We start from the raw sequence: 21143 nt of genomic DNA, 5'->3' as shown, positions 1-21143 counted from the left end.
AAAATCAAGTCAAAATCAAGAAAAGATGGGGAAATTTTGATAAAAAGAGGAGAAGGGTGGGGGGCGAAAAAACAGGTTTCATAAGTCGTAGTGCCTAAAATTGTACATATACGTCGAAAATTAGAAGGATACAATGAAGTTTAAAGTACGATTAATGCAGTTTGTAGCAAATAAGTGGGGAGTCACAATTCAATCTTTTTTATTCTGCATATAACTAAATTTGTTACTTTGAGGTCATTTGAATCGCCGAAAGTTATATTCTTCAACCGCTGAGCAAGTCCAATAATGGTATATTATATTTTAGATCTTATACCTAAGATCCAGTTGTTTAGCAAGAAACTTGATGATTTTGCCCTCATTGCGGATCAGCATTGGGTCATGATTAACGAAGGTGACATAGGAAAAAGAGTTTTTGTGTTCAGAAGAAGTGGGCAGCTATTGGTGGCCGAAAATGGAGTAATCGAGTGGGGGACTTGGGAAATACTAGGTAATTCTATCATTATTAATCAAAGCGGTAAAAGCTTGCTTTTCAAAAATGGATTTCTTGATGATACTGTACTTGCTCTAAAGCTCGACGGGACCGAAACTTATGCGTTATTAGTCAATGAAACTCGATATGGCAAAGAAATCAATTCTTTGAATGATGTATCGCAGCTTTTAGCCCGACGATACATGGCAAAAGTAAACGTACCAAAGGGTGTAGATGAAAGATATTATGATTCGTCATCCAGAGTGTTAGCGCAAGAGACTTTGCTAAATGGGGATGTAATCATTTTTATAGCCACTAACGAAGCTCAGGCACAAATAATTGAGGGATGTAAGGTTTTGATAAATCATCGCATTGCTCCTAATGGGCTGTATAGATCAATGAACAGTCATACTTTTGAAGTTAAGGAAGGAATTTTAAATACCATATTTTTTGTGGAACGGCATCACCAAAGAGATAGATCAATAGTAGAAATTGATATTCATAGAATGACAGGGTTACAGAAAGGATGTAAGGTTTGGATTAACAATTCACCAGCACCAGACGGTATATACAGTACCGGTTTTTTTAGCTCCATTCGTGTTCAGGATGGTCAGATTGCATAGATGACCTAGCATTAAATAAGTTTCTATTGATTAAACTTTTTAGCGGATGTGATCCCAAAAATACAGCGATATAGCCAAAGACTTGATGAAGTATAAATTACCGACGGCGAAAAAGTCTTTCAGAAATATAATTAAACAATGATATGAATTATGAAAAATACCGATTTTATAACTAGGCTAAAAGCAATAGCTGACGCTCAGGCTATCCATAGCAAAAGAGAACAATTTTTAAAAACAGATTATAAATATCCTCTTTTTATCACATTGTATGAGACGATACAGCAAAAAATAAAAGTTTTGGAAGAAGCGGGGTTTAAAGATATTAGCCTTTTGTTTGGAGATCTAAATGACATAAGTCAAGACTTTTCACGCGAAAAAAATGATATTATTTTGTGGACGGACAGTGCTTATTTAGGGATATGTTACAGGGAAACTAGCACGACCAAAATAGCCGAGGAATATACCGAAATAGCTTATAAGAGGTCTGGGGGATCAGATATTCATGTATTTCTTAAGGGTGAGGAAATGGCTTATCCGGTTGAAGAGTTTTTAGTTGCTTCGCTTGGAATTGAAATAGACATACCAATTCAAAGTCCAGTAATTCTTACAATTAATGATGATTTAAATCCACTCTGGAACGGCCTAAGCAATAGTGAGCTTGCTGATATAATAATTTCAACAGTTATCAAAAATATTGAGCAGGAATACGGACTCTAAGGGGATCAGTCATCTTCTTATTATACAGATCTTCATTCGATGGCATCTTTAATTAATCTAGTTTGACAATTATAATTTTGAGCATCGTTAAAAAATATTATTTATCGGAATCAACTATTTTTATACCGGCTTATTAAGTAAGTCGAGTTACCGCTCCCTGTTAATAAGCTTAATGCCTTTTTTATCTTTAGTCATCTCGTAATTTCCGTTTGGAATAAAGAAATCTCCGTTTTCATCCTGGATAAAATTACTTTTAATTAAAAGCAGCGTTTCTTCGGCATGCTTAATTTTCTCCTGATCGGCAATTGCATCTTTAATTACGAACGTTGCCAGGCAGCACAAGAGAAAAGCTGAAAAGATCAGGCTTACGGCCACGATGTTTTGACCAATGCCAGTAGACAGGTTCCCCCACCATATGGTCCAGGCAGAAGCGTTATACCCATAGTGGTTGTTATAGGTAACCGGCTTTATGGTTTCATTCACCTTCGCAGCAGCCTGTTCAATCTTGTCAACGGATTTCTCGACAGCCAGCATCAGCGGTACGATCTCGGGCTCAATCTGAGATTCTGAGAGGTTGAAGCGGAGTGCCAGCCTGTGGCGCTCCGCAGCGACGTTTGTATGTTTTTCCATCAGCTAATGATTTCTTGTATTTCCTGCTGTTTTTTACGGTACATGATCCTGGACATCATACCCAGGGATGCGGGGTCCGGATCAGGCTGGCTGATCAGGTCTATTATTTCCTTAACAGCACCACCACTACCCAGGTCGCCAAATTGTTTGCAATCTATCCCAAGCTCTTTAAGTTTTTCAACCGCTTTTTCAGCCGTTTCCCTGCCGCCAAAGGTGCCCATATTGACCACCATTGTTATAGGGAATTGCCCGGCAATTCCAGCAGACAACGCGTTGTAATAATTTACGCAGGAAGCCAGGGCATCACGTCCTGCAACAATGACAAATAAACGCAGCATAGTATCCATATCTGCGAGTTCCCTGCGCAGTTCATCGGCGAGTGCGTCTTCTTGCAACAAGCGTAAGAATTCAGCCGATTCAGGTGCTCCGAAATCAATGTAGTAATTTTCAGATTTTCCTTTGGCCAGCTTTTCGAGCAGATCCATAATCACATCCCGTTCCATTTTCTTGTACTCATTGAGTATAGAGAAACTCCGGACACGCTCTTTGCCGACTACCGCGCCCAGACGCCCGATGGATGTGCCGGTAGACTCGTCCAGGTCAATAAAATTTGTTTTCTGTTCTTTCTGGTTTTGTGCTACAAACCATATAAACAGAGATTTGCCTACGCCACCTTTTGACTGTAATACCAGATTAATTTGCTTCATGCTAATAGTTATTGATTATCAATAAAGTACAATATCAGAAATCAGTAAAATCCATTCCCGGATCTTTTTTCCCTTTTGGTTCTTTTGTAGCGTTCTCAACGATTATGCCCAAATCCTGTTCAGGCAGGGCAGGAGGGAGGGCCGCTGGATGCGATGGTTGGCTGACTGGCGGACCTGGTGCAGCTACCAGCGGGGCAAGCTGGGAGGCTTGCTTGGTTTTTCCGTCTTCTTTTCAGGTTATAGATGGCGTCCTCTGTGATGTCAATACCGAGCTCGTCTTTGATCTGGCGGATCATGATCTGGGCGGGAATGTCAAAGAGGTAATCACCGTAATACCTGGCCAGTAGATCAAAGCGACCTTTCAGCTTCATTTCAAATGCCTGCAAGACATACTTTTTATCCATAGGACAACAAAAAGACAATTTTTAAAACACTATAAAACGAAAATAGAACAGAAAGTTATAATATTCAATAAATCACCGACAAAAAAGTAAAAAAGGAGTTACTTGCCCTTATATTCGTGCATTTGTTGTTTGTGTGAGGGTAAAGCAAGCCATGTGTTTGTATATACAAATTCTCAGCTTCGCTTCAAATCTGCATCTCCAAACACACCGGTCGTGCCTCCCTTGACTTGCCGGGGCGCTGCCCCAAACCCCGGGTGACGCGTCACCTTTTTGAAAACATAAACTATGGAAGACGAGAAGAACCCGCATTATGAAGCCCGCAAGGCCGGAGCAGCCAGGCGGGAAAACAAGGGTAAAATGATCCCTGTCCGGGTCACCGAACAGGAGCATGCACAGATCAAGGCCAACGCGATCCTGGCCGGCCTGAGCGTATCAGAATACCTGCGCCGGCTTAGCACCGGCCACCAGGTGCGGGCCCGGTTTGAGAAGGAAGAAAAGCGCAACCTGCAAGGTATAGGTACCAACTTGAACCAGCTGGCAGCATATGCTAACAAAGGCTTCTTTTATGAGAAACCTTTGCTTGAAGTTTTGGAGCAACTTAAAAAAATACTAAAAGCATGATTGCCAAAACATCGATCGGATCGAGTTTTTCGGGCGCAATCCATTATGGCGCTGGCTATACAGTTGAAGGCAAGGAGATCATGGGCAAGGCGGATTTGCTGGTCACTCACAACGTGGTTTCGCGCGACCCGGAGGGCATTGCCGCCGAGATGCAACAGGAGGCGTCTTACAGCCGGTGCAAGACACCGGTGTGGCATTCATCTATCAGCTGGAAGCCGGAAGAGAAACCTACGCGCGAACAGATGATTGAGACGGCCAACCGGTACTGTCAAAAGATGGGGGCTGACCCGAACGACCATCAGATTGCCGTCTATGAACACCATGATAAGCCGCACCAGCATATCCATGTTTACATTAACCGAGTGCCGACAGATGGGAGCAAGGCGCTGGAAACTTCGCATAATTATGCACGCAATGTCCGGATCTGCAAAGAGATCACGCAGGAGCTAGGCTTTTCCAAGCTGGAAAAACTGGAAGAAGGCAAATTGCGGCATGTGGCGGTCAACCAGGAGGAAGCACAAAAGGTCGTTAATATTGCAATCAAGGCTGCTTTGAAAGAAGAATCTGCCACTCCGGAAGACATGGAGCGGCGGCTGAAAGAAAAAGGGATCGATTGTAAATACAAGACCGAAGAAGGAAGATTGAAATATTCCAGTTACAGCTATCAGGGCGTACCTATCAAGGGACAGGACGTTGGCTTTACCGCCAAACAGTTACAGGCCAGGCTGGACAAGAACCTGGAAGTTAAAAAGGAGCAGTCGCAGCAAGTCAATCCGGATCTTGAACACAAGCAGAAACGCGGCCGCGGAATGGGCTTTTAAAAATGCGGTTTATATCTTGCCAAACTGTTAAAGCAGGTGTGCAGAACAAATGGGGAAGATGCTGCACCTGGTGGGCATGCTAACCTTATATTACTATCCATTCACTAAATCAATTTTTAATGGCGAATGTCTTTTTCTTTCTGGTGGTTCCCTTTTTTATGGGGCTTGCACTTCACTGGTTGTTAGTACTGCTCTATAAAGTCGGATTGGGCTTTATAACACGGTTCTTTTACCGGGGTGTCTTTATCTCTGATGATACGCTTTTCCGCCAGGATATCCTTTGGAACAAACCACAAATCAGATTTATGCTCGCGTTGTTGCCCTGCCAGGTGTTGGGTGTTATTTTTGCCACACTGCTGACTGATACGGTCACAGAAAGCAGTTTTTTAAGATTGACCATGCAAGGGACGGCTGGGGCTTTTGTGGCCTTTACTTCCTTTATCAATTTCAGGGGAAAAAGGAAGGAAGTTATTACTGCGCCGGCAGCACGCACGCCAGGTAATGGTTTTGTGTTGCAAACGTTAGGGGAAGGTACAATAGAAATCGATAACCCGACACGCGGGATCTTTATTTGTGGCGGGGCTGGATCTGGAAAGAGCAAGAGCATCATTGAACCCATTATCCAGCAATCCGGACAAAAAGGATATAGCGGCCTGGTTTATGACTTCAAGTTCCCGGTCCTGGCCTCCGAAGTAAACGGTGCTTACCAGGGCAGCCGGGTCAGGACCTGGTTTGTCAATTTTACAGACCTGACTTACAGCCATCAGATCAATCCGATCAGCCCAAAGGTGATCACCAATGCCAGCTACGCGCGGGAAGCGGCCAAAACCATCCTTTCCAACATCGATTTTAAAGCTTCACAGAAGCGGGACTTTTGGATACAATCCAGTGAGGCTATCCTCACATCAGCAATCTGGTACCTACGCAATAATCACCCACAGTATTGCACATTACCGCATGTGATCGCACTGGTGTTAAAGCACGAGCCGAAAGAGTTGATACGGCTTTTTCAGCAAGATCTACAAGTCAAAGCCATTATTGCCAGCGTGGCCAGTGGCTCGGAGAGCGAGAACCAGCTCGCTGGTGTCTTCGCGTCGATACAGAACTATCTTTCAACATTGGCCACGCCAGAAATATTTTGGGTGCTGTCCGGGGACGAAGTACCGCTCGACCTGAACAACCCGGAAAGCCCCGGTATTTTAACAGTTGGGAATAACCCTACGTTATCTGCTACATTGAGTCCTGTGATTTCGCTGATTGTCAGCATGGCTGCCAAGCAAATGAATCAGCAAGGGAAAGAAAAGTCGATCATTCTTCTGGATGAAGCGCCGACATTGTTTATCCCTAACTTTCAGCAGATACCAAGTACAGCCCGCAGCAACAAAATTGCTACGATTTACAGCGTCCAGGACATTGCACAGATGCAGGGGATGATCGGCCGAGAGGAGACCGAAATGATCATCTCTAATTTAGGAACCCAGTTTTACGGCCGCAGCACCAACATTGCAACTGCTGAACGGATTAGTAAGCTATTTGGTAAGATGGACGTTGAATACACCGGCAGCAACAAGAGCCGCTCAGAAAACCGAAATAGTTATGGCCAGAGCACCACTATTCAGCAGCGTGAGCGGCTGACTCCTTCCCAGGTGCTGGGTTTCCGAGCTGGTGAGTTCTGTGGAATTATTGCAGAAGGTAATACATCGGAATTTCAAGACATACTTCAAGAGCAAAAAAGCTTAGGTCTATCCTTACAGAAAATCCGGACAGTGCCTGATATCAACGCTACCTATACCCGAATCAATAATGAGCTACAATTGATAATTTAGAAGCCTATCAAGTGGAGTATATTCTTAATTTTAATAATTGGAACAGAATTATTTGCAACCAATATTATTTAATATATGCGATTATTACGACTCTCTTCGCTTATGATATTTAAATGCTAGTATTATAATAATATAATCCATCACGTTTATGCCATTTATAACTAACTATAATTTCTCTCAAATTATTAACGGGGTTAATACAATCAATATTGGCGAGGAGAATGTATATAATAAGCCAATAAGTTTCTTAAATAAAACGGAAATACACAAACTTTTAAAAATTAGAAAAATTCTCCAATTATTTGATCAGGTTACGATTGAGTCATATATAAAAATTGAAAAAAAAGAAGATACTAAAAGTTGGATTTTTGAAGGTGGACAACCAGCATACCATCAAACACCTAGTTGTTCTACATTAAATTCTGAGTACATAAACTTTCCTATACCAGACAAAATAAAAGAAAATAATAGGGTTCCTGAGTTTCGAGAATGGTTTAAAGAAAATATGCATCTTATTACAGATGGGAAAGAAGATATTTTTAAATTACATCTTTCAACAAAATTTGGAGTTCAATTCCAATCTAAAATTCAAATTCCTAATTCTGGAAGAAAAATGTTAGATAACCTTGAACTAAGTGAACTAGAAAAAAGAATTGACGAGATACTGGATGAAGCTGCATCATTTTTTGCCAAAGCGTCTAATTTTGAGAAAAATGCTATACGAAACTTTTCACAGAGAGCATTTCTATATAATACTAAATATTCAATTAATAATAATGATACGGGATTAACTGAGAAAGAGCTAAGAAGCTTCCTATTTTCTTATGATACACGATTTAAAATTCCTGTAAAAGAATTATTAAAGCAATATTATATGGTTATGTATAACCCTAAATTAGAATTTCGAGGAAGTTTATTGGAACAATTAGGGTTTAAAAAATGTTCAAAATGCTATTTATCTGAGGTGACAAATGAAGCTAACCAAGATAATATTCGAAAGTCAGTTACCGGTCTTCGCGATGAAAGCATTGATCCGGTTTCTGGGCATCATTGGTTCAGAGAAGAAGTTGTTGGAGATGGAAATTATGATACTGTTGTAGGGCGAAAGTATTTTTATCTGGAATGCCTTAGTGATATGGTAACTACTAATGGAAATTCCTTTAAAAAAGGAGAGTGGTTTATAATACCTAAGATGGATATGTAATAGATAGTTGAGATGTCAGCGATGCTCACGGTAATTGAAATTAACCTTAGCCAAGAATAGGACAAATCTCCGGCACTAGTTAGCAGCAATCGTAAGTTTACCAACAAAACATTAAGAATAGGATAGTCGATGGTGAAGACGCAGACCTAAGATTACTTGGTTGCCTTCAAATGTTAAAATATCTGAAGGTCAGTTAAAATCACTATAATGATACTTAAAATGACAATTTCTTGATATCTTTGAGATCATCAAGTGTGGTAGTAAAGTTATGAACGAATATCAGGTATTCAAAATGGGGTATGCACTCAGAAAATCAAGAGGTTAAGAATTATACCGCCTGCTATCTATCTACATGCTGCTTGTAATATTACTGGTTGTAAAAGATTCCTTGCTGTATGACGTCTCTAAAGTCAGATATGCGAACGAATTTCAATTAATAACAGGCCTGTGCTGAGTATATGTTTGGTATTCAGCAAGGTTTTTGGCTTTCTGAAACGGATCGGCCATAAAGAAGGCTCTAATAATGATTTCTTTTGGATTTGATATTTTACTTCCTTTAATTTGTATACTATAGTTATCATAATAAATGCCAGAAGTACCTCATATTATAAAATACATGGGATCTAAGAGGAATATCTTAGATTTCGTGACTGATTCGATTCTAGAGTTTAGCAGTCCAAATCAAAGGGTTTACGACGTTTTTGGAGGTTCCGCAGTCGTTGCTGGATCTTTGAGAAATTTAAGGCCAGTATGCTGTAACGACATTCAGCAATATACATCCGTTATCGCTAAAACTTATCTAAATAATTATTATTGGTCTGATTTTAAGGATAATATTATCGAAGAAATAGTATTTAGTGCCCAAAAATATTTTGATTGCTTTATAAAGAAGAACCCTGGATTGGAATTTTCGTACTCGCAAGCTTTTCAACTTGAAAATGTAATAAAGTTAGAAAAAGCACAGCAAGATTTGATAAACCGAGAGTTTAGTGGAAAGTACCATTTATTTACTAAGAATTATAGTGGTACTTATTGGTCGTTCGAGCAGTGTCTATGGATTGATTCAATAATGAGTGTTGCAAAACAAGCCGAATTTAAAAACAGTTTTATTTATGACATAATTCTCTCTGCGTTAATGTTTGCCATGGCCTATACAACTATTGGAACAGGACATTATGCTCAGTATAGAGATTTAACAGCTGCAAATTTAGAAGACATCCTTTTTTACCGTAAAAAGTCATTAATCAATCTTTTTACCCAAAAATTTGTAAGTCTAAAAGAAACTTATACTGATAACACAAATTCAATGTTTGAACATCAGACTAAGAACTTGGATTATACGGATTTGCTAAATGGGCATGAAGATAACTCAATAGTATATGCAGATCCACCGTATCAGTTTGTTCACTACAGCCGGTTCTACCATGCATTAGAAACGCTTGTAAGATATGATTATCCGAGTGTTGCTTTTAAAGGTAGGTATCGTACGGATAGACATCAATCACCGTTTTGTATTCGTTCAGAAGTGAAGGGGGCATTTACTAAGCTTTTTCAGCCAGTTTTGAACAAAAATTCAACATTAATTATCAGTTATAGTGATAACGGAATGATCAGTTTTGCTGATTTATTGAGTCTAGGCAATGAAATGTTGGGGCGAGATTATAGAATAACAGATAAAAAATTGGAACATACCCACAGTACCATGGGAAGGCAAGGAGATAAAAGTCGAATTGTTAATGAGGTTCTAATTATTTGTCAGCCTAAATCATTGATGTAGAAGATACTGGAACGACCTTTTCCAATGGTTCGTCTGCGGTAGAATCATCATTATAATATAGTCCCTTTTTTATGCCGAATATAATTATTGGTGCGCCACCACCGCTTCCCCCATCAATTCGTGGAACAAGTTTATTCATATGCGTTGTAGATGCTCCATAAGAACTGCCTTTCCCCAACGCATTAAACAGCTCTTGTAGCTCAGAGGCTCTTGTTATTATAATCCCCACACTTATTGCATTGCGCTCATGGAGTAACCTAAAATTATTTAAATCTCTATCAAAAAATTCAGTTTTGTTATTCCACTCTATATCCAGGGCAATTCTGTTCTTATAACAATCAACTTTATGAGTGGGTGTATTGTATGCAACATCGTCTACTAAAATCTGTGTTTTAAATTCTTTTTCTGTCCAGCCACGCTGATATAAAAATTGATCAAGTGACCCAGATATGTTACTTTTTCTGCCACCTTTTTCAATAATTTGACTTTTCAAAAGTTTAAATTGAGAAAGCATTTCAATAACGTCGTTGTATTCGCTCGAAAATTCATGCCGGAGTATAGTGGATCCATGTCTCCACTCATAAACTTCATAATTGGCCAAAATTTCGGCGGGAATGTTGTCAGTTATCATTAGAGAAGGTTAGTAAATCAGCAATGCTTACTTTAAGTGCAATAGCAATTCTTTCTATGTTTTTTAGCGTTATGTTTTTTTCAGATCTCTCCACCATACCAATATAAGTCCTGTGCAAACCAGCAAGATCGGCTAGAGCCTCCTGAGAAAGACCTTTCTCCTTCCGTGATTTTTTAATATTTTCTGCAAAGAGAGCAAGAATATTGGAATCAGTATTTTTCACGCAACAAACCTAGCAGAATGCTAACTATCGATCTACATACTAAAGATAGCATATTAGTAAATTTGGTGTATTAAATGGTTTGTTTAGAAAGTTGCTCCGCAAAAGGTAGACTATTGCGATACGGGTTGATAACACTGCTTTATATATCAAACTTTCCATTCTAATGATAGCATTTTTGCTAAACTGAAGGCGCTATTTTGAGAGCTGCGCAAGATTAATTATTGTCCACCTGTATATTATTCACTTTTTGATTATACTTGATAGAATCATTCCATCTGATACCAAAACTTGTTAATATGAAACTGAAGTTACTTACGCTCATGATTATGGCAAGTTTTACCTCTTATGCACAAACAAAAAAAGAAACTATTGACTGGCTCAACTCTAAGTTCGAAAGTAGCCCCATCATAAGAAATTCTCTTTATCAATCGACCCGTTTTTTGAAAATAAATGCTAACGGTGACTTTTCTGTTCAAGAATATGAATATGCAACGAACGTTCCCTTTCCAGATTCAAAGAATTATAGCGGAAAGACACTGTTTACAGGAAGCTTCAAAGATTTAAGTCCTTCCTCTGTGAGAGCGAAGCAGATATACGGTGAAATTTTTATTTTTGCCTCATGTACTAGCGGCAAATGCATTACTCAGCAGGATCAAGGTCCTGACTACGAGACATATAAAACTTCGGATATAGCTATTGGCGTAATCTCCGACCCAAGCTTACAAATCCGTTGTGAAAAAGCTTTTATCCATTTAATAAAATTATCGGGAGGGAAAAAAGAAGCTTTTTGAGAGTTATGAGAGCGCAGACGATGAATTGAACTACACTAATATTTGAACGCTCAAGTGTATTTTGCATTTGTTCACATTGATACAATCGATTTAGACTGGTTCATTGATACAAAATAAAAAAAGGCGCCAGGTGCCTTTTTTTGTCAGTGGTCATTCAAAAAACGCCTTACCTTCTTTTCCCATTCATCATTCTGGGTATGATACAGGCGTTTTATCATTAACTTATCACGAAGCACCTCCTGTTTATCCTTCATAAGGTTATCTTCGTAATTTTCTTCGTCAAAAAAGTATGTTGCCTGGTTCTTTTTCATTGATTCGGCAGCTACAATTTTCTTATCTGGAAAATGAAAGGCGAGATAGCCGTTGAGTCCACTAGTGGATTTGCGAACTACTGGATTAAATTCTCGTAAAACGTTTGCCCGGTCAATCAGTGGCTTTCTATCTGATTCACTCAGATGTTTTTCTGCATATTCTACGAAGCGATCAAAGTTCCGCTGATCTGATAGGATGCCGCTTGGTAGCATGTCGTAATCAAATGTTTCTTCTGCTCTGATGAAATATTCCAGGTTTGGTCGCAAGACCTCGTAGGCTCCGAAAACCTCCAAAAACATATTGATTACGTGAGTGTTCTTTTTACTGTTTTTGAAATCATCATCGAAGGTTAACAAATCTGAGACAATGAATTCTGTTCCTTCACCATCAGTCATGAAGTGAAATCCCAGGCGTAGGCTATCCACTAATTCTTTTTTGTAGATGTGGTAAGTTCTATCAAACTCTACGTCGCGACCGGTTTTTTTACTTCTGTATTTTATGTGCCTTAAAATATCTTCTTTCTCTTCGGGCTGCTTCCTCACGTACATACCTTTTGTATTTGTTCTCGTTTTGGGGCCAGCGGCGGTCGGTATTTGCATTCTACCGTCTTCAAAATTGCTACTGACGCCAAACTTGTTCAGGTTTGGTGATTTGGTTGCCTGTTCGAAAGACACACCAATACGGAACGATTCTCCGAATGTGACTAGCTCTGAAAGAATTGTTTCAGATTTCAAGATTCTTGTTTTTCCCTGCCTCATTGTTATTTGTTTTTAAGTAAATACAAACGGCCGCTCTGTAAGAAGCGGCCGTGCATACTAATGCTTAGTTGCATCAACTAATGTGTAAGTCGACCCTGGCTTGTCAGTAGGAGGAAGGATTTTACCTTGCACTGCTGTAATTTCTGGACCTTTACCGCCACGAGGGCCGATTTGTTGATACTGACCACTTGTCGGAGTGGCCTGGCCGGGTTTTAAACCACTGTTTGGCTGCTTTGCCATGTTTTCTAGTGTTTTTTGTGAACAAAACTTAAATACATAGTGTCGGAATGCGGCAGGGATTGACATTTCGGAAAATGTTGTAGTTTTGCTCACATTACCTGGGATTTACAAATTCGAGGGGAGATGATCCCTCACGCGTCCGCCACAGACTTGTTTATTGTAACCCAAGAAGCGGTACCCGACAGGTTCCGCTTTTTTTATGATTTCTTTGGCGCCTTAGATTTCATAGATATTTTGAACTACCTTCAAAATATCTACATCAAATATAAGTAAAAGATTCCTTGTTTGTAGGCAAATTTGCTCCCAGATCAACGATCGGGGTCCTGTGCGGGTCTGACCATTATAACTATTCCGCGCAGGCCGTCATGGCTGTTAAAACGCGAATTTTTATAAGTAACCATCAGTTTCAAAATATAAAAAAAATATAAAAAAGTTTGTATATGTCGAAAAAAGTCATTTTTTGTCAAATTATATAACCCAGATATACTTTGAAGCTATTAACTGCACTATACGTTTCAAAACAATTACATTTTTAAGCTAATTGGATAATTCCAGGAAAGTAGCTTTGGAAAATATTTTGATCTTTTTCTTCATCAATAAAGTGATGAAGAAATTATTACTTTTAATAGCTTGTTTTTGGTATATAGTTAATTAGATTAATTCAATTTGTTGCTATGTGGGTATATATTCTATCAAAATGTAGATTAAATTCGATACTGCTGAGATCAGTCTGTTTCTGAAAAGAATCTTGAAAGCATGTAATTAATTGTGATTAAGCAAGATGTATTACAACGATGTGTTGAATATGAAAGTAATTAATCAAAGAGGTCAACTAGCTTATAGGACAGCTAATCATACTGCAAATGAGCGTTGAAGCAGTTAAAACGACTTCAGATTAATTCTAAGCTGCCAATTACCATTTTAGTCAGTAGTACTCGTATACGTGGGTTAAATTAAAAGAATTTGCAAAAGCGCCACGGGTTTTCTGTGGCAAAATAATCTGAACAACATTGCGTCTATCTGATTCTAAGACCTATCAATGAGAATATTTCAAGAATAGCCCAGTATTAAGAATACAGATTTTTTTTAACTTGTCATTTTAGATCAATAAATTTATTCCAAAGATAATGAGTTAGATCGGAATGGTCGGAATAAGGTCTTAGGATTGAATGTACCGTATTTACGAATGAGAAAAACCGTACACGGAAGTCGTGACTGTTTTCTCCTTTTCTTTAAATTTAGCCAAATATTGATTAGTTAGTATTTATTTCACCTAAAATTGGATGATCCAAACTAAATTAAAAATGATTTACATTTATCTTGTTTTAGCTGTATCAATTTATGGTTTAAATCCAAATGGTCTATTAAAATTTAATAAAACTGGCGAAGAGAAAGGTCAGTATATAATAAATCAAGAAATTAAATATCAAATGTTGAATGTATCTTTTTCTAGTGCAGCACCTGATAATAATGCACATCCATCAAAGATTTATTTTAATTTTTTGGCAACTAATTGGTATAAAAAGGAAATACGCGCTTTTAGGGGAACTGTAATTGTAAAAAATATATTTGGGGACGTTATTAAATCTATTCCATTAACTTATGAAAAACCTATTAGAGCTAGGAAGGGCAAGGGTATGGGTGCTATGTCGCTTGTACAGACAGAAATTTTAGTTGATCGATCCGGCATTAAAAATCTATCATTGATTCTAATTAATTCTGAGGATTATGTTAAAAATCACAAGTCCATTTGGAAAACAGACAAAATTATTTTTATGGATGGAACTGAGAAAGATGGAGATGAATTCTTAGCTGTTGATTGGGAATTGGCAAAATAGTGTTCATGGTCGAATGTGAGCTGACGGAAACCTTTAAATACTGTAAGGTGATGTTAAACGCAACGCTCATCAGCACGCCGATATGATTGTGGCCTAGCGAAACCTACAGATCAAACAGGCCAAAGAGTAAAGCTAGACTTTGGAGCAGAACAAAATGGAAAAGAAGGAGCTAACACAGCAGCTAAAATCAAACCTAAGCAGGAGCAGCAGAAAAAAGGTTATAGTCGCGGCTGGTAAACATAACATTATTTGGACTTTCTACTAAAATTTATGCTAAAAGAGATATGGCCAGCCCAAGTCTTGTTTAGGTCAGGTCGATATCAGTAGAAAACTAAGTTAGCCGGCAGAATATTGTTGCCAAACCTATGGGCAAGAAATGATAAGTGCAATAGAAGCGTCTACCTAAGATTTTGATCTAAAAATTTTCAAAGTATTAACAACCAATATTGATGCCGGTCTGATCTTCAATCACAACTGAAACAATGTTCCGTTGATGAATTGATAATTTCGGGCTGTGCAACAGATTTTTGTGTGGAAGCAACAATTCAATCGGCACTATCAAGGGATTATAAAACAACTGTGGTTGAAGATGGCCATACGACCGGAGAAAGGCCGCATCTAAAAGCGGTTCAGGTGATTGAGCATTATAACTGGGTTTGGACAAATATGATTCCAACAAAGGGAACTGTAAATGTCAGCCCTCACCAAGTAATATTGGATGAATGTCAACTATCAAAGAAAAGATTATCAAATCCGTGGCGCTTTTTGTACTATCTTTTAATCTAACCCATACGTACGAGCGTTTGTATCTGGGCACAGGGAAATATAATTACGGTAACACAGGCACATAAGTTGATGATTAATTATGCTAATAAACCCCTATCCTGTACGGCAATTAGACACCCGTGCAAAGAAAATAGCCATCTTGGCTAAATTCCTTCATGAACGGCATTTTATGTCACTAACAAAGTCAGAATGGAAATTACTATTAAGTCAATTTGTTAAAGAGAATAGTAACTTCCCACTTCGATTTAATAAAGATGGACTGGCTATGCCTGAAAGTCTAATTGCATTTGGCAAGGCAATGGATCGGTTTTCTGAACGGATGTTGGATTCTGCAGATCCTGCTTTTCACATAGACACGCCTGATATTCTGACACTAAGCGCAAGTGCTGGTTTTGGTCAAACAGTGGTCATTAAACTGGCAGCAAAGAAATAAGGACTTACCATTAAAAGAGAAGCTCCTCCCTCCCCTGGTGACGATCTTGAAGGCAAAATTTGATCGAAAGTATTTTTTAAAGTTGTCTTAATAGTATTATGCGCTACATATGATAACGTCCTTTATCACACGTAAGAAGTGCTTTGAAACTAACAAAATCCAATGCCGCCATGATGTAAGGGCTTCGTTTTTAAGACAGTAACTCGTTGTCTTTATTTAATATCAAGCGGCCTGCAACTCCGTAATCACCAAAACTCGAAGCAGGTATTTTCCTAATTCTGGCTACGGCGTATTACTTCATCGTTGCGCCTGAGGTAAACTTATATTTCTGTTAGGCTCTCTGGCCTTATACGCCCATTAGTAATTCCTCAGTGACTAGGCCGCTCAATGTTTAAGTATGCGGATGGTTTCGTCCTGAGACCTTAAAATTAAACGGCCCGCATCCTGCAATTATTAATTGTGAAAGAAGCATCTGTTGCTCTTAGGATTCGACTAAGGGTAATATCTATTCAATTCACACGCTCCTCATATCTTCTATTGTTCATAACACAGGAAAAGATACGATGGATTAATTTATTTCGAAGTGCGTTAAGGGTACTCATCTTGTTCTTGCCTTCCTTTACTTTCCTTTGATAATACTTCGCTAGCGAACTATCTTTTTTTTTGACGTTCTGCATTGCAGCCATATGTAATAGTGATTTTAGCTCTTTGTTGGCATAGAATGATACTTTTGTTTTTCCTAAAACACTAATACCAGATGACCATGGAAATGGAGCTACACCGCAAAAGCTTGCAAATTTTTTTGGATTTACGAAATTTTTAAATTCATTGGTGTAAATAAGCAGATGAATGCCAATGACTTTACCAATACCCGGTACAGAAGTTATCAGGTCATACAAATGGGATAGTGTTTCGTCAGATTGAACAATAGTAGTTAACAGACTTTCGATCTCAAAAATGTCTTTAGTGACGGCATCCAAACTTCGAAAACTATGGGCTGCAAGGTTTTCTGCAGAAACTGAATCCAGATAGTGACGCTCAATCTTGGAGTTTCCTTTTAAAATTATTTTCACTTTTAGAAGACGTTTTCTTATTGTAAGAAGCTCCTGCATTTTATTGATACAAGGCCGAGGTGGTGTCCACTCACGAAGTGAAGTAAAATTTTTTCTGGCATATTCCGCAATCCGAATAGCATCTGCCTTATCAGTTTTCCCCCTGTGAAGTCCTAGTGATCTTTTGATTTGTAGCGGTGATTCTAGGAAGAGCTGAATGTGCATTTTAATTAGTACATCCGTAAGAAATATTCCATAAAGTCCCATATTCTCCGCGCAAAACGCCAAATCAGCATTTCTTAGTTTAAACTGTTCCTTTATACCTCTTACGAAGTTACGAAGGTCTGCCGCGGAATTATTTATTTTGAAGGACGCTGTTTCACTTTTATCTGAAATAAGTGCTATATCAAGAGTGTGCTTCGAGATGTCAACACCAGCTATCAGTTTTGGCTGTCGTTTCATATTTAGTATTCTACTGACCTATACCTAAGATACATATTTTTTCACTGATTTTAGTTTGTCCGGTGCATTAGTTAATTTGTCCACATACATACGTCCGTTTATATGTGGACACTATTAGGATAAATTGTTATTTTGCCACTATGAAAAATGCTGTTGCATATTATCGGGTATCAACTGACCGCCAGGGAAAAAGTGGGCTGGGACTTCAAGCTCAGCATCAGTCCGTGCATTTGTTCTCACAACTGGAAGGCTACCAAGTCATAGCCGAATTTGTTGAAATTGAGAGCGCCAAGAAAAATCACCGGCCGAAGCTGATGGCGGCTTTGTTACAATGCAAAAAACAAAAAGCAACGCTGATTATTGCGAAGCTTGACAGGCTTGGCCGGAATGTAGCTTTCATTGCCAATTTGATGGAAAGTAAAGCTGAATTTCGGGCGGTTGATAATCCCCACGCAAATCCACTGATGGTGCATATGCTGGCTGCTTTTGCGCAGCACGAGCGTGAGCTAATCAGCACCAGGACAAAAGAGGCATTACAGGCGGCAAAGCGCCGTGGTATAAAGCTGGGTAAACATGGCCGAGAGGTTGAGAGCAAAAAGAATCTGGCGGCAGCCAATCAGTTTGCAGAATCAATGCGGCCGATCATCGACGAATTAAAAGCCGAAGGGTTTGAAAGTGTGCGCGGGATATGTGAAGAGCTGAACCAGCGCGGAGTTAAAACATTCCGGAACGATGGTCAGCAATGGCACCGTACCACAGTACATCGCTTGATTAAACGGCTTAATATCAATTAAATATTTAGCAATCGCTTTGTCGATTAACCGACAAAAGCGATTGCCAATACTCATATTTTTGAAGGATCTAGCCTTGTGCCGAAGAATTCCTGATCAACTATATAGTCAAAAGTGTTTTCCCAGTTGATAGAATGACCAGGCCGTAGTTCGTCGATTTTTCTAGCGAGGTCGTAAATACCCTTTGAACTTTGCCAACTTTTTGTCGCTAACTCAGAAACCAGTTCCGAGATCCCATCTGTATTAACTAGAATAGCGTCAATATCCTCAAGAGCATATGGAATTTCGTTAAAATCTTCTCCATCAATTGACGGAATAATGTAAAATGTGTCATCTTCTACGACAAACCTAACTTGATACTCGTTTTTGTTCATATTGTTTTTTGTTTTATGCTTTATAATAAATATCACTTTTTTTCCGTGGCAGCAATTTTTGGACGATCTACTGGGAATTAATTTTCTCCCCTCCCCTATTATATGCATCTAGCACCATCGAGAGTCTATTTTGCAGGGCTCAAGTTGCCATCAATTTTAAAGTGTGATGACAAATTACAATTTAATTTAGTTGTAATTTTGGTTGTGTATATTCAACTTTGCGAAGAAGCAGAATAACAACTTAACACGAGTGATAACTTTATGATTTACACTGTTGGCGGGATCAAAGGGGGAAGCGGTAAAACTACGATATCGACGAACCTTGTAGTCTATCTTTTAAAACAAGGTAGAGACATAATTTTAGTAGATGCCGACGATCAGGAATCAGCTTCTGATTTTGCTGCATTTCGACTCCATACACTTGAAGGCAATCTTGGTTATACGGCTGTTAAAATTACTGGCAGTGAACTTAACGCTAGCGTCGCAAAGCTCGCCGAAAAGTATGATGATGTTATCATTGATACCGGCGGCCGGGATACCGTTAGCCAGCGTTCAGCAGTTTCTATCTCGCATGTGTATTTAGTTCCATTTGCTCCTCGCTCATTGGACGTATGGACGTTGGGGAAAGTCGAAAAGATGATTGCTGAAATGAAGCCATTTAATCCTAAACTAGTTTGCTTGGCCTTCATCAATAAGGCAGATCCTAGGGGTTCTTACAAAGAAGAAGTGGCCGAGCTGCTACGGGAAGCAACAAATATTGAATTTATAGAAGCTTCAATTGGGAATCGTATTTCATTCGCTAACTCGGTTGGAGCTGGCCTAAGTGTTCTTGAATTAAAGCCGACTGATGATAAAGCGGTAAAGGAATTAGAACAATTGATGAACGCGATTAATAAAGCCGTTGATAATAAGTCAGAAAGACGTTAATATTACAACTGAAAATACAACTAAAATAAAAACTATAATAACAACTGTAATATGTTGTTAAAACGAACTTTTTTTAGAACTGTTATTACAACTATGGCAAAGAAAGCGAAAATTGGTCTTCCTCCTGTCCAACTAAACGATCCATCAATGATGGAAGCTATCAATAAAGGAGGTTCTGCGATTAAAGTAACTCCTGTTACAAACCTTGAAAAATCTGTTGCGGCCGTAGAGCCGCAACAGGATGTATTAAAATCTTTTACTTTTAAAATATATGAAAGCGAATTAGCGCAGATCCGACAGATTCAAGAGTCCTTACCAAAGCGTGACCGAGATTCGATTCATGATTTCGTTGTTAAAGCGGTGAAGGATAGGATCAATAAGCAGTTGCGTAATAAGAAGTAGTTTTGGAAGTGATTAGACAACTATTTTTGGTTTCCAATTTACAACTAAAAAAACAACTAACATTAAATATTTAGGCATAGGTTAATATTTCATAAAATACTGATAGTAAGACATTTATATACCCATTGTTTTACGGAAGTAACCTGCTGGATTAGTTATATCGTTTTTTCTAAGGGAAATATCAAATAAGCATTTATTTGCTTTTTTTCTTAAATCAGTATTTTCCAGAACTACTTTAATTAATTTTTGATCTAGTATGCCAATATCACTCATTCGTTTCTTGAGCTGAATTGCCTCCATGTCAGAATCCTGAGCTTCGAATGGAATGACTGTCTGAAACTGGTCAACAGATTTGATTGTGAAATGTAGTTTGTGAATTGCCCTATTTTTCTTTTCTGTTGTATAACTTATTCTAAGATCGGAACACGTATTTATCTGTTTTACCGTGGGTTCTAGCACATTGTCCTTGAACTGGCCCCATTGTTTGTATTGTTCAGGCGCTTTGCCGTAGGGGTCTTTAAGGTTTAAACGGTAGCGCAGCTGGTCAACTTCAAAGCTAATGAAGCCTATATCCTTCCATCTTGATAATTGTATGTACATCCATTTCGCGTATTTTGAAGTCATGGAAAGTACGCAGTACAACTGAAATGAAGTAAAATTGTTCTTTAAATCAACAAGATAAGGAATTAGCTTCTGGTCTATCGAAATTTGAATCCTTCCTTCCCCGCGTAAGTATTTAGCACTCGACATCATTGCTACTTGAAGTAATCCGTCATCTTCTTCAATTTCGAACACTTTCCCAATTAGCCCCTCAGTAGCCTCCCGAAGCTGTTGATAATTCCACTGCCGGCCTGTTAGGTCTTCAATTTCCTTAACGCTAATATAATAGTTGGTATTTGGACTATCACCGGGGCGTAGGAGCGATAACATCATAAAATACAGATCTAGCTGTATTGCAGACAATTCGTGCCTTGCGTTTGTTATAGCGTTATGCTGCCTAACTTGCAGCTTAGAGTCTTTTCGTTCATGTTTTGGCATAGTGTAAAGATAATAAAACAGTACAAAAAAACAGACTTATTTTATTATCTGTTTCTTAGCTTATGAAATCTGTTGATTTACTTATGAAACCTGTTTTTATGGCTTATGAAACCTGTTTCCCTGCTTATGAAACCTGTTTTTTAGCTTATGAAACCTGTTTTCATATCGACACAAGTAACTGATTATTAGTTGGTTACCAGACTTACAAATAATTCAATATATTTCAATATTCACAAATTGTGATATCCAACACTCATTTTAGGGCTACGAAGGAGCAGGTTTCTAC

Annotated in this window: 24 protein-coding genes and 1 pseudogene; 15 read left to right on the top strand and 10 right to left on the bottom strand. The window is 38.6% G+C overall.

What is annotated here, in order from left to right:
* Nucleotides 1-285 precede the first annotated feature (285 nt).
* Together NFI81_RS26365 and NFI81_RS26360 are read left to right on the top strand one after the other, a co-directional pair.
* Nucleotides 286-1092: a hypothetical protein gene (locus tag NFI81_RS26365; protein ID WP_254410626.1), complete on the top strand. Its 807-nt coding sequence runs from the start codon at nt 286-288 to the stop codon at nt 1090-1092.
* Nucleotides 1093-1242: 150 nt separating this feature from the next.
* Nucleotides 1243-1809, top strand: a complete 567-nt coding sequence (locus NFI81_RS26360; protein ID WP_254410625.1) for a hypothetical protein — start codon at nt 1243-1245, stop codon at nt 1807-1809.
* A gap of 147 nt (nt 1810-1956) precedes the next feature.
* Here the strand turns inward: NFI81_RS26360 and NFI81_RS26355 are convergent, their stop codons facing one another.
* From NFI81_RS26355 to NFI81_RS26345, 3 genes are all read right to left on the bottom strand, one after another.
* Entirely contained in the window at nt 1957-2439 is a 483-nt protein-coding gene (locus NFI81_RS26355; RefSeq protein ID WP_254410624.1) for a hypothetical protein, read from the bottom strand.
* Nucleotides 2439-3146: a P-loop NTPase family protein gene (locus tag NFI81_RS26350; protein WP_254410623.1), complete on the bottom strand. Its 708-nt coding sequence runs from the start codon at nt 3144-3146 to the stop codon at nt 2439-2441. The genes NFI81_RS26355 and NFI81_RS26350 overlap by 1 nt, the downstream gene beginning before the upstream one ends.
* Nucleotides 3147-3265: 119 nt before the next feature.
* Nucleotides 3266-3550 (bottom strand): hypothetical protein, encoded by a 285-nt coding sequence (locus NFI81_RS26345; RefSeq protein ID WP_254410622.1) that lies wholly within the window; start codon nt 3548-3550, stop codon nt 3266-3268.
* 285 nt (nt 3551-3835) lie between these two features.
* Between NFI81_RS26345 and NFI81_RS26340 the strand changes: the two genes are divergently transcribed.
* From NFI81_RS26340 to NFI81_RS26320, 5 genes are all read left to right on the top strand, one after another.
* Nucleotides 3836-4171 carry a plasmid mobilization protein gene (locus NFI81_RS26340; RefSeq protein ID WP_254410621.1) on the top strand — a complete coding sequence of 112 codons (336 nt, stop codon included), beginning with the start codon at nt 3836-3838 and terminating at the stop codon, nt 4169-4171.
* On the top strand, nt 4168-4992 hold the full coding sequence (locus tag NFI81_RS26335) for a relaxase/mobilization nuclease domain-containing protein (RefSeq protein ID WP_254410620.1): 825 nt from the start codon (nt 4168-4170) through the stop codon (nt 4990-4992). The genes NFI81_RS26340 and NFI81_RS26335 overlap by 4 nt, the downstream gene beginning before the upstream one ends.
* Before the next feature lie 119 nt (nt 4993-5111).
* A complete protein-coding gene (locus NFI81_RS26330) occupies nt 5112-6818 on the top strand; it encodes a type IV secretory system conjugative DNA transfer family protein (RefSeq protein ID WP_254410619.1) in 1707 nt (568 codons plus the stop codon).
* Nucleotides 6819-6966: 148 nt separating this feature from the next.
* Nucleotides 6967-8022 (top strand): hypothetical protein, encoded by a 1056-nt coding sequence (locus NFI81_RS26325; protein WP_254410618.1) that lies wholly within the window; start codon nt 6967-6969, stop codon nt 8020-8022.
* A gap of 586 nt (nt 8023-8608) precedes the next feature.
* Nucleotides 8609-9799, top strand: coding sequence for a DNA adenine methylase (locus tag NFI81_RS26320; RefSeq protein ID WP_254410617.1), 1191 nt, complete (start codon nt 8609-8611; stop codon nt 9797-9799).
* On the opposite strand, the gene NFI81_RS26315 is transcribed toward NFI81_RS26320, so the two are convergent.
* Nucleotides 9783-10430, bottom strand: a complete 648-nt coding sequence (locus tag NFI81_RS26315; RefSeq protein WP_254410616.1) for a BglII/BstYI family type II restriction endonuclease — start codon at nt 10428-10430, stop codon at nt 9783-9785. The genes NFI81_RS26320 and NFI81_RS26315 overlap by 17 nt on opposite strands.
* The gene (locus tag NFI81_RS26310) at nt 10420-10653 is read right to left on the bottom strand and encodes a helix-turn-helix domain-containing protein (RefSeq protein WP_254410638.1); all 234 of its coding nucleotides are present in this window, start codon (nt 10651-10653) and stop codon (nt 10420-10422) included. Before NFI81_RS26310 ends, NFI81_RS26315 begins: the two co-directional genes overlap by 11 nt.
* Nucleotides 10654-10949: 296 nt before the next feature.
* Here NFI81_RS26310 and NFI81_RS26305 point away from each other — a divergent pair, with 296 nt between their 5' ends.
* A complete protein-coding gene (locus NFI81_RS26305) occupies nt 10950-11444 on the top strand; it encodes a hypothetical protein (RefSeq protein WP_254410637.1) in 495 nt (164 codons plus the stop codon).
* A gap of 143 nt (nt 11445-11587) precedes the next feature.
* Here the strand turns inward: NFI81_RS26305 and NFI81_RS26300 are convergent, their stop codons facing one another.
* Together NFI81_RS26300 and NFI81_RS26295 are read right to left on the bottom strand one after the other, a co-directional pair.
* Nucleotides 11588-12514, bottom strand: a complete 927-nt coding sequence (locus tag NFI81_RS26300) for a hypothetical protein (RefSeq protein ID WP_254410636.1) — start codon at nt 12512-12514, stop codon at nt 11588-11590.
* A 57-nt stretch (nt 12515-12571) separates the two neighbouring features.
* Nucleotides 12572-12847, bottom strand: coding sequence for a hypothetical protein (locus NFI81_RS26295; RefSeq protein WP_310590133.1), 276 nt, complete (start codon nt 12845-12847; stop codon nt 12572-12574).
* Nucleotides 12848-14058: 1211 nt separating this feature from the next.
* On the opposite strand from NFI81_RS26295, the gene NFI81_RS26290 reads away from it, so the two are divergent.
* From NFI81_RS26290 to NFI81_RS26280, 4 genes and pseudogenes are all read left to right on the top strand, one after another.
* Nucleotides 14059-14592 (top strand): hypothetical protein, encoded by a 534-nt coding sequence (locus NFI81_RS26290; RefSeq protein WP_254410635.1) that lies wholly within the window; start codon nt 14059-14061, stop codon nt 14590-14592.
* 468 nt (nt 14593-15060) lie between these two features.
* Nucleotides 15061-15378: pseudogene (locus NFI81_RS26285) on the top strand (cysteine hydrolase family protein); the annotation flags it as partial.
* Nucleotides 15315-15443, top strand: a complete 129-nt coding sequence (locus tag NFI81_RS26415; RefSeq protein WP_256549280.1) for a hypothetical protein — start codon at nt 15315-15317, stop codon at nt 15441-15443. The pseudogene NFI81_RS26285 and the gene NFI81_RS26415, both read left to right, overlap by 64 nt.
* 14 nt (nt 15444-15457) lie before the next feature.
* Entirely contained in the window at nt 15458-15811 is a 354-nt protein-coding gene (locus tag NFI81_RS26280; RefSeq protein ID WP_254410633.1) for a hypothetical protein, read from the top strand.
* A gap of 509 nt (nt 15812-16320) precedes the next feature.
* Here the strand turns inward: NFI81_RS26280 and NFI81_RS26275 are convergent.
* On the bottom strand, nt 16321-17325 hold the full coding sequence (locus tag NFI81_RS26275) for an IS110 family RNA-guided transposase (RefSeq protein WP_254410632.1): 1005 nt from the start codon (nt 17323-17325) through the stop codon (nt 16321-16323).
* Nucleotides 17326-17465: 140 nt separating this feature from the next.
* Between NFI81_RS26275 and NFI81_RS26270 the strand changes: the two genes are divergently transcribed.
* Nucleotides 17466-18119, top strand: coding sequence for a recombinase family protein (locus NFI81_RS26270; RefSeq protein WP_254410631.1), 654 nt, complete (start codon nt 17466-17468; stop codon nt 18117-18119).
* A 50-nt stretch (nt 18120-18169) separates the two neighbouring features.
* Here NFI81_RS26270 and NFI81_RS26265 read toward each other — a convergent pair whose 3' ends face one another.
* Nucleotides 18170-18490, bottom strand: coding sequence for a hypothetical protein (locus NFI81_RS26265; protein WP_254410630.1), 321 nt, complete (start codon nt 18488-18490; stop codon nt 18170-18172).
* A 261-nt stretch (nt 18491-18751) separates the two neighbouring features.
* Here NFI81_RS26265 and NFI81_RS26260 point away from each other — a divergent pair, with 261 nt between their 5' ends.
* Both NFI81_RS26260 and NFI81_RS26255 read left to right on the top strand, forming a co-directional pair.
* On the top strand, nt 18752-19417 hold the full coding sequence (locus NFI81_RS26260) for a nucleotide-binding protein (protein ID WP_254410629.1): 666 nt from the start codon (nt 18752-18754) through the stop codon (nt 19415-19417).
* 93 nt (nt 19418-19510) lie between these two features.
* Nucleotides 19511-19819, top strand: a complete 309-nt coding sequence (locus NFI81_RS26255; RefSeq protein WP_254410628.1) for a hypothetical protein — start codon at nt 19511-19513, stop codon at nt 19817-19819.
* Between the two features lie 114 nt (nt 19820-19933).
* On the opposite strand, the gene NFI81_RS26250 is transcribed toward NFI81_RS26255, so the two are convergent.
* Entirely contained in the window at nt 19934-20857 is a 924-nt protein-coding gene (locus NFI81_RS26250; protein ID WP_254410627.1) for a replication initiation protein, read from the bottom strand.
* Between the last annotated feature and the right edge of the window lie 286 nt (nt 20858-21143).

Source organism: Dyadobacter fanqingshengii (assembly GCF_023822005.2).
Classification (GTDB): domain Bacteria; phylum Bacteroidota; class Bacteroidia; order Cytophagales; family Spirosomataceae; genus Dyadobacter; species Dyadobacter fanqingshengii.
The sequence above is the reverse complement of the archived record's forward strand: the minus strand, read 5'-3'. Positions and strand labels throughout refer to the sequence as shown.

Coding starts and splice junctions, on each gene's coding strand:
- NFI81_RS26320 (WP_254410617.1), top strand. CDS start 8,609: ATGCCAGAAGTACCTCATATTATAAAATACATGGGATCTAAGAGGAAT.
- NFI81_RS26365 (WP_254410626.1), top strand. CDS start 286: ATGGTATATTATATTTTAGATCTTATACCTAAGATCCAGTTGTTTAGC.
- NFI81_RS26300 (WP_254410636.1), bottom strand. CDS start 12,514: ATGAGGCAGGGAAAAACAAGAATCTTGAAATCTGAAACAATTCTTTCA.
- NFI81_RS26305 (WP_254410637.1), top strand. CDS start 10,950: ATGAAACTGAAGTTACTTACGCTCATGATTATGGCAAGTTTTACCTCT.
- NFI81_RS26355 (WP_254410624.1), bottom strand. CDS start 2,439: ATGGAAAAACATACAAACGTCGCTGCGGAGCGCCACAGGCTGGCACTC.
- NFI81_RS26255 (WP_254410628.1), top strand. CDS start 19,511: ATGGCAAAGAAAGCGAAAATTGGTCTTCCTCCTGTCCAACTAAACGAT.
- NFI81_RS26340 (WP_254410621.1), top strand. CDS start 3,836: ATGGAAGACGAGAAGAACCCGCATTATGAAGCCCGCAAGGCCGGAGCA.
- NFI81_RS26275 (WP_254410632.1), bottom strand. CDS start 17,325: ATGAAACGACAGCCAAAACTGATAGCTGGTGTTGACATCTCGAAGCAC.
- NFI81_RS26330 (WP_254410619.1), top strand. CDS start 5,112: ATGGCGAATGTCTTTTTCTTTCTGGTGGTTCCCTTTTTTATGGGGCTT.
- NFI81_RS26415 (WP_256549280.1), top strand. CDS start 15,315: ATGTCAACTATCAAAGAAAAGATTATCAAATCCGTGGCGCTTTTTGTA.
- NFI81_RS26335 (WP_254410620.1), top strand. CDS start 4,168: ATGATTGCCAAAACATCGATCGGATCGAGTTTTTCGGGCGCAATCCAT.
- NFI81_RS26360 (WP_254410625.1), top strand. CDS start 1,243: ATGAAAAATACCGATTTTATAACTAGGCTAAAAGCAATAGCTGACGCT.
- NFI81_RS26350 (WP_254410623.1), bottom strand. CDS start 3,146: ATGAAGCAAATTAATCTGGTATTACAGTCAAAAGGTGGCGTAGGCAAA.
- NFI81_RS26325 (WP_254410618.1), top strand. CDS start 6,967: ATGCCATTTATAACTAACTATAATTTCTCTCAAATTATTAACGGGGTT.
- NFI81_RS26270 (WP_254410631.1), top strand. CDS start 17,466: ATGAAAAATGCTGTTGCATATTATCGGGTATCAACTGACCGCCAGGGA.
- NFI81_RS26345 (WP_254410622.1), bottom strand. CDS start 3,550: ATGGATAAAAAGTATGTCTTGCAGGCATTTGAAATGAAGCTGAAAGGT.
- NFI81_RS26265 (WP_254410630.1), bottom strand. CDS start 18,490: ATGAACAAAAACGAGTATCAAGTTAGGTTTGTCGTAGAAGATGACACA.
- NFI81_RS26290 (WP_254410635.1), top strand. CDS start 14,059: ATGATTTACATTTATCTTGTTTTAGCTGTATCAATTTATGGTTTAAAT.
- NFI81_RS26260 (WP_254410629.1), top strand. CDS start 18,752: ATGATTTACACTGTTGGCGGGATCAAAGGGGGAAGCGGTAAAACTACG.
- NFI81_RS26280 (WP_254410633.1), top strand. CDS start 15,458: ATGCTAATAAACCCCTATCCTGTACGGCAATTAGACACCCGTGCAAAG.
- NFI81_RS26315 (WP_254410616.1), bottom strand. CDS start 10,430: ATGATAACTGACAACATTCCCGCCGAAATTTTGGCCAATTATGAAGTT.
- NFI81_RS26250 (WP_254410627.1), bottom strand. CDS start 20,857: ATGCCAAAACATGAACGAAAAGACTCTAAGCTGCAAGTTAGGCAGCAT.